Source organism: Candidatus Caldatribacterium sp., assembly GCA_014359405.1.
Lineage (GTDB): Bacteria > Atribacterota > Atribacteria > Atribacterales > Caldatribacteriaceae > Caldatribacterium > Caldatribacterium oleiphilum.
Genome location: JACIZN010000091.1, coordinates 1 through 7,708, shown reverse-complemented (window position 1 = coordinate 7,708; position 7,708 = coordinate 1). Strand labels below are relative to the sequence as shown.

At 51.1% G+C, this 7,708-nt stretch carries 7 protein-coding genes; 2 read left to right on the top strand and 5 right to left on the bottom strand.

Annotated features, from left to right (window positions below; genetic code table 11):
- The 5 genes from H5U36_07640 to H5U36_07620 all read right to left on the bottom strand — a co-directional run.
- A partial coding sequence (locus tag H5U36_07640) for a hypothetical protein (GenBank protein ID MBC7217995.1) occupies positions 1–586 on the bottom strand: 586 nt, incomplete at its 3' end.
- A gap of 32 nt (positions 587–618) precedes the next feature.
- On the bottom strand, positions 619–1,377 hold the full coding sequence (locus H5U36_07635; GenBank protein ID MBC7217994.1) for a sugar ABC transporter ATP-binding protein: 759 nt from the start codon (positions 1,375–1,377) through the stop codon (positions 619–621).
- Positions 1,378–1,380: 3 nt separating this feature from the next.
- A complete protein-coding gene (locus H5U36_07630) occupies positions 1,381–2,304 on the bottom strand; it encodes an ABC transporter permease (protein ID MBC7217993.1) in 924 nt (307 codons plus the stop codon).
- A 55-nt stretch (positions 2,305–2,359) separates the two neighbouring features.
- Entirely contained in the window at positions 2,360–3,295 is a 936-nt protein-coding gene (locus H5U36_07625; protein MBC7217992.1) for a sugar-binding protein, read from the bottom strand.
- Positions 3,296–3,323: 28 nt separating this feature from the next.
- The gene (locus tag H5U36_07620; protein MBC7217991.1) at positions 3,324–4,064 is read right to left on the bottom strand and encodes a GntR family transcriptional regulator; all 741 of its coding nucleotides are present in this window, start codon (positions 4,062–4,064) and stop codon (positions 3,324–3,326) included.
- A gap of 485 nt (positions 4,065–4,549) precedes the next feature.
- Between H5U36_07620 and pbpC the strand changes: the two genes are divergently transcribed.
- Entirely contained in the window at positions 4,550–6,724 is a 2,175-nt protein-coding gene (gene pbpC / locus H5U36_07615) for a penicillin-binding protein 1C (protein ID MBC7217990.1), read from the top strand.
- The coding region (locus H5U36_07610) for an alpha/beta hydrolase (protein ID MBC7217989.1) at positions 6,721–7,708 on the top strand (988 nt) is incomplete at its 3' end. The genes pbpC and H5U36_07610, both read left to right, overlap by 4 nt.

Below are 7,708 nucleotides of genomic sequence, written 5' to 3'. Positions count from 1 at the left end.
GGACATTGTACTCTGTTATTACATCAAGCAACTCTTCCACAAAAGGCAGATCTGTCACAAGCTTCTCCATAAAGCTTTCGTAACCTACCAGAGTCCAAGCCCTTTCAAAAAGGAGAATATGCTGGAGACCAACAATGTACATATCGTTGCGTTTCTGAGATAACTCCTTTTCTACGTGGTCAAATATACCGGGTACTGTAGGATCCGGAGGAGAAAATCCTTCTAAAGAAGCACAGCCCGCTAAGGGATGAATGTAGGGCCAGACTCCATTGGGGTTTACCTTCCAACCCACCCCCCAGTTATCAAAAATCACCCCGAGTCTCTCGTCATACTGCACAAGGTTTCGGGCTACAGCGAGGTTGAGCATCTCCCAATCCTCAGTACTGCCTGAGGAGTAATACTCAGCAGCGCAGAGGGGATATACATAGAAAATATGGTTTCCCACCCACTCTTCAAGTTCATCGCCAGAAATACGAAGTTCCTCACAAAGCTTCTCCTTTCGGCGGGGGAGAAAGTCCAGTTGACTTGGCAGATAATCAATGGATTTCCCTTCGATCATTGCCTTAACTCTCTCTCTCTTTGTCAACTGAAACACCTCGCTTTCCAAATCGCACATGATCAACAGTTTACCCCCATCATCATGTGCACTACCTCTGATTGATTCGTCTCTCCTACCAATCTTTCCCCCACAACTTCTCCACTACGGAGGACAACAATCCGATCTGCCACACAGAAGACATGTTCCAGATTATGGCTAATGAGAATGACGGAAATACCCTTTTCCTTCAGTTGCTTGATCAATTCCAAGACTTTCTGACTTTCTTCTACTCCAAGGCCAGCTGTCGGTTCATCCATGATGATTACCTTTGGAGTGCCCCCTACATACACACTTCTTCCAATGGCTACAGCGTGTTGCTGTCCCCCGGAGAGAAATTTCACCTTTTGGTGGATGGATTTAATCGTGGTCTTCAGCTTATCAAGAATACTCATCGTTTCCCTCTCCATTGCTCTCTTTTGCAACAATCCCAGATGGTGCTTCTCTCTACCCATGAAGAGATTAGTCGTCACGTCTAAAACCCCAAAGAGGGCAAGATCTTGATACACAGTCTCAATGCCCATCTTCCTTGCATGGGCAGGAGAGGAAAATACAACCCTTTTGCCCTCAAAAAAAATCTCTCCCTCATCTGGCTGCAAATATCCAGAGATAATCTTAATCATCGTTGATTTCCCAGCCCCGTTGTCGCCCAAGAGAGCAAGAACCTCTTGAGGAAAAAGCTTCAGGCTTGCTCCTTTAAGGGCACAGACACCTCCAAAGCGCTTAACGATGTTCCTTGCTTCCAGCAAGGGGATACCTTCCTTCACAGAAGATCTTTCCATAGATCAACCCCTCAGCTCTCGAAGAGTACCCAAAGCAACTCCACCCACAAGAATAAGACCAATCACAATCGTTTGCCAGTACATGGATACCCCGAAAAGCACAAGCCCATTACGTATCATTCCCAAAAGGGCTGCCCCAAAGAGCGTCCCCAGCACGCTTCCCTCTCCACCAGCAAGGCTTGTACCCCCTATAATTACTGCAGCAATGACATCCAGCTCCCAGCCGATGCCCGCGTTTGCCTGTCCAGCACTCAGGCGTCCGGCAAGGAGTACTCCGGCCAGGCCGCTCAAAAGGCCGCTGATGGTATACGTCACAATCTTCACGCGCTGAACATTGATACCCATTGCCCAAGCAGCTAACTCGTTACTCCCTATCGCCTTGATATAGTTTCCATACGTTGTCCTACCAAGGAGGAAAATGCCTAAAACACCAATACCCAGCATGAAGAGAAAGAGATAAGGCAAGGAAAAAAAGGACCCCTGTCCAAGGGTAATAATGGAGCCCTCGTAAATGGGGATCGGAAAACCTTTAGTGATAACAAGCACAATCCCACGAGCAATGTTGAGCATTCCTAGAGTAACGATAAAGGGATTAATCCTCAACTTACTCACCAAAAGACCATTGACAAATCCACACACCATACCCACGCCAACAGCTATTGCTATAGCAAGATTTCCCAAACTCAGGTGAAAGATTGCCGAAAGTACACCTGCTAACGCCAGCACCGAACCCACAGAGAGGTCTATGCCTCCTAAGGTCATTACCAAAGTTTCACCAACTGCTATGACAGCATAAAGACTTATTTGCCTTGCAAGATTCACGAGGTTAAAGAGGTCAGAAAATTCGGAGAAAAGATTCCTAAGATAACGAAAAGTATCACAAAAAAGAGGATAGTATTGATTTCTGTTCTCGAGAGCAAAAAGCATCACTCCTTTTTGAGCACACCGGAAGCGTACTTCCGGTGTGCTCCCTACTCCAATGTTACTTCTCGGGATAGTATACGTTTACATTCTCCGCAGTTACGGCTATAGTACCGGTATCCATGTTGACCGGCAAAGGTTTCCCCTTCTTGGCCTTTACCAGACTCTCCACAATGAGGTAACCCCAGTTGTACTGCCGCTGAACAATCGTGGTAGTGATGATCCCCTGTCGTACGCCAGCGATGATATCGGGAAGATCGTCGAAAGTCACAACTGGTATCTTTAGTCCTCGCGCCTTCCAGACCACCACAGCAGAGGGACCGGCCTGGGCATCAACACCAAACAAGAGATCCATATCAGGATGAGCAGTAACCATGTTCTCAATGTTTGCAGTGGTCTTTTCGGGATCCCCATAACCGGTTTGAATGTCAACGATCTGGACCTCGGGGTATTGAGCGATAACTTCCTTGAAGCCTTCAAGACGCTGGTTCAGATTAAGCTGTGTCGGTACACCCATGCTGATACAAATTTTACCCTTTGGAGAACCATACTTCTTTTGGAGAATATCAATAGCCACACGTGCTGCGTGTTTTCCTGCCTCCACGTTGTTTGTCCCGATGAAACAGAGTCTGTTACTCTGAGGAGCATCCGTATCAAAGGTAACTACTGGAATGCCTTTCTCCATAGCAGTATTGATGTAGGGAGTCAAGGCGGTGGGATCAAGAACTCCAAGACCGATTCCGTCAATTTTCTTCGCGATGAGCCCCTCTACGATAGCAACTTGCTTTCCGATATCTGCCGTATCCGGACCAAGAATTTCCACCTCGACACCAAACTCTTTCGCTGCATCTTGAGCTCCCCGGGTGGTCTCATTAAAGAAAGGATGTACAATGGGGTATACAATGGCAAATTTCCACGTTTCACCAGAAGCTGCAAAGGCAAGACCTTCTACCACGAGTAACGCCAACACAGCACCCAATAGAACCCAACGCTTCACAGCAACCTACCTCCTCCCCTTTCAAGCTTCACGATTTCCTAAAAACCCGCACACTGAACCGTGCCTTGTCTCCCCTGAACTTAAGATGAAAGTACTCTACCGGTGTCCCCTCTATGGAATAAATCACCCCCTTCATGAGTAAAATAGGCATTGACCGCGGAATGTGCAAAAGTTGGGCCTCTGCAGGCGTAGGCATCGCTGGCTCGAAACTCTCATCCGCCATGACAAGCTCGATGCCGTAGTAAGTTCGAAGGACATGGTGCAGAGATTCTTCACCAAAATCAAAGGAGAAAATATCGGGGACCATCTTGTAAGGTAGAAACGATGTCCCTATGTTGAACGGTTCGCCACTCCCATAACGAACTCGTTCAAGAACAACCACTTCTTCTCCTTCTTTAAGGTTGAGCATCTTGCAAACCTCTGAATCCGGCAATATTTTTTCAAACCTGAGAACCTTAGAAGAAGGGACTAAGCCCTTGCGCCTCATTTCTTCGGTAAAACTTAGAAGCTCACGAGCATACTCTCGGAAGAAATTCTCACCCTTAACAGTTACAGCTACCTTTCCCCTCCTTTTGATGATTGTTCCCTCTTTCTCAAGCTCTAAAAGAGCTCTTCTTACGGTATGCTTGCTCACATGGTATTGCCTTGCTAGCTCCGCCTCAGAGGGAAGAGTAGGGCCATAAAATCCCGACTCGACTCTGGCTTTAAGGATATTCTTAAGCTGAGCATATGCCGGGAGAGGAACATTTCTCGAGACAAACTCTTGCAAGGCCTGCGACCTCCATCCATTGACGGTAGAAGTATTATACATGTGCGCATATGTAGAATACACTGACGGAGAAGATGCTGTCAATCTCCGCTACAAAAATTTTTGTAGATCGCCCAAGTTTTGTTCACGATGGATTTCTCCAGCTCGGTAGAGATGGATACAAACGGAAAGGCAATTCCTAAGGAGGAATTCGAACTCCAATTTAAGGGCGACACCCTCTTCAGGTTCTTAGGTATACAATGGTGGTTTTTTAAGTAAACACCCAGCTCCAGCGGAGTGTTGCGCACTTTTCCACATCAAATCGATATCTGCACGAACTAAAAACACAATAACACCTAAACCCGACCTTGAAAGCTTGTTCTGAATAGTCACCGATACTCTGCATGGCGCGATCCTTAAAGAGATCTGCTCAGCGCTGATGAGTAGGCGAAAAAGATTTTTAAGCTAAGACTCTAAACATGGTACAATGGAGAAGGGGTTTTTCGGTGAGCATTCGCCGTATCAGGTACTGGTTACTTGGCATTGCCGGGGTTTTCCTTCTCGGCGTAGTGTACCTTTTCCTCCTCCCCTTTGACGTTACTCCCTTCCTCCGCTACGATTCTTCCTTTGCCCTCTACGACAGGGAAGGAACGCTCCTTTCGGTTCTTCGATCCCCCCGGGATTCTTTCTCTATCCCCATTCCCCTTGAGGAGATGGGGGAGTGGCTCCCGAAGGTGGCTGTAGAAAGCGAAGACCGGCGGTTCTTTCGCCATCCTGGAGTGGATATCCTTGCCCTTGGGAGGGCTCTTTTCACAAACCTCCGTTCCCGAAGAATCGTCTCCGGAGCTTCCACCATCACGACGCAGCTTGTGCGCCTTCTTTTTCCCCGGCCCAGGACGTTAACCAGTAAACTCTGGGAGTACCTTGTTGCCCTCCGCCTTGAGCGGCATCTTGGTAAAAAGGCCATCCTCGAGTCGTACCTCAACCGAATCCCCTTGGGAGGGAATATCTACGGGGTGGAGGCTGCATCCTGGTACTACTTTGGGAAGAAAGCCAAAGACCTGAGTTTCCTTGAAGCTGTGTCTCTTGTGAGCCTCTTCCCCGCCCCGGAGCGGTTCCGTCCCGATAAGAACCCCGAGAATTTCCTCCGCCGCCGAAATGCCCTCCTTGCAAGGCTCCACCAAAGAGGCCTCATCACCCAGGAAGAATACCTCCTTTACACCAGCGCTCCTTGCCCAAAACCACGGGGGCTTCCGCAAGCTGCCTACCACGCTGCGGTACTCCTTGAAAAGATGACTTCCTCTTCCCGGGTCCGCTCAACCCTTGTCTTTCCCCTCCAGGCAATGCTTGAGCGGGCTCTTGAGGAGGCTGTGGTTACCCTTCCTGAGGGAATCACCGCCTGCGGGGTAATCGTGGAGAACGAAACCGGGCATATTCTTGCCTATGTGGGGAACGCCCGCTTCCGAAGGACTCCTGAGAAAGCCTTTGTCGACTGCCTCCAGGCTCCCCGCTCCCCTGGTTCCGCCCTCAAGCCCTTCGTGTACGCCCGGGCTTTTGACCGGGGGCTTTTCGTCCCCTCAAGCATCGTTCCCGACACCCCGTATGAACTTGGGGGAAACGTTCCGAGGAATTTCGACCTTGGCTTTCGGGGACTGGTGTCCTGCGAGGTTGCTTTGGCTTTGTCCCTGAACGTTCCTGCAGTTCGGGTCGCCCGGAAAGTGGGGCTCCGGGACTGCCTGGACCTCTTCCAGGCGCTCGGCTTTTCCCGCATCACGAAAGATGAAACCTTCTACGGTGACTCCCTCATCCTTGGGGGATGTGAAGTGACGCCCTTTGAGCTTGCCCGGGGCTACACCGCCCTGAGCCGTCTTGGGGAAGAAATCGAGCTCACCTTTTTCCCCGAGGACACGCCGACCAGAAAGCGGGTCTTCTCAGAGGGAAGCGCCTACATGATTGCCGAAATCCTTGCCGATTCCTCCCGCTTCAATCCCCTTCCGAAAAAGACCCTTCCTCTGCCTCTTTGCGCCTTCAAAACCGGGACCTCCTACGGCCTTCGGGACGCCTGGACCGTGGCCTATAACCCCCGCTATACGGTCCTTGTGTGGTTTGGAGACCCAAAGGGATTGCCCCACGAGGAGCTCGTCGGTATTCGCTTAGCTGCCCCGGTGAGCATCCGCCTCATGGAATACCTCATGCGGGGGGAACGAGTCTGGTACAGGTGCCCTGAGGACATTAAGTGGCGGGAGGTCTGCACCCTCTCGGGGAAAATCGCCTCTCCGTTCTGTGAACACCGGACCGCAGCGCCCTTCCTCCGCAACGTATCGCCCCTTGAGGTTTGCAGCCTCCACACCCCCTCCCTGGGGACTCTAAGGCCAAGTAAGGAAACCCCTCTTGCGATTGTCTCCCCCATCCCCGGCCGGAAGTACTTCCTCCTTCCACCGAATTCCAAGCTCCGCCTTCCCCTTCGGGCCGAGGGGGGAAGGGGACGGATTTTCTGGTTCCTTGACGGGGAGTATGTGGGGGAAAGCGCTCCGGATGAGTCCCTCTTTGTTGCCGTTTCCCCCGGGACCCATACCGTCCTTGCCTCTGATGCTTCTGGAGGAAGCGCCACCGTAACCTTCACCCTTGAAGCCGGGGCCTTTGCCCGAACAAGAAACGACCTTGGGGAAATCTGGCCGTGATTCGAAGTAGCGCCATCCTCCTCATCTTCTTCCTTCTTCTGAGCTACATCTCCCTCGAGAACGCTGCCTCCATCCTCTCCCGGGAGCTCAAAGAGCAGTTCGCCTTCTCCTTCTTCGAAAACGAGAGGATAAAAGAGGAACTCGCCCAAACCTTTGGGCTCAAAAAGGTGAAAGAGGGAAAGCCCCTCTACATGCCTCCTGAAATCCTTGCCGAGTACACAGAGAGCATCGTCTACAAGGACGTCCCCTACGGGAACGACAAAGCCCAGAAACTCGACATCCTCGTTCCCCTCTCGATACGAAGAAACGAAAAACTCCCTGTTTTCGTCTTCGTCCACGGGGGAACCTGGATTGGAGGGTCAAAGAATGAAGCCCTCTACCGCCACTTTGCCCGGGAGGTCACAAGAGCCGGGTACATCTTTGTGAGCCTTGACTACCGCGTGTACCCCAGGGTCCGCTTTTCAGGAATCCTCGCGGATGTCAGGAAAGCCCTCTCTTTCCTCTATGAAAACATCGAAACATACGGGGGACGGAGGGAATTCGTCCTCTGCGGCCACTCTGCGGGAGCACACCTTGTGGCCCTTTCAACCGTTAAGCGCGGCATCCTCCCTGAGGAAGTCTACAAAGCGGTGCGGCTTGTTCTCCTTTTGAGCGGCCCCTACGACCTTCCAGCCTATGAGGAAACCCTTGATATCCCCTTCCGGAACCTCATCCGCCGGATTTTCTTCGACCTCTTCGAGGGAAAGAAGAACCTCCGGGAGCTCTCCCCCGTTTTCCAGGTCGAAAAGACCCCTATCCCCTTTGTCCTTGTTGTGGGGGAAGAGGACGAAATCACCCCCAAAGAGCAGAGCATGCGGCTTTTTGAGGAGCTCAGGGCAAAAGGCAATAGCGCTGAGCTTTTCATCCTCCCGGGCGTAGGCCATGGGGGAACGCTTTACGTCCTCAACTCGGAGTTTGACCGGAAGGGGCTCTTCACCCCGACCT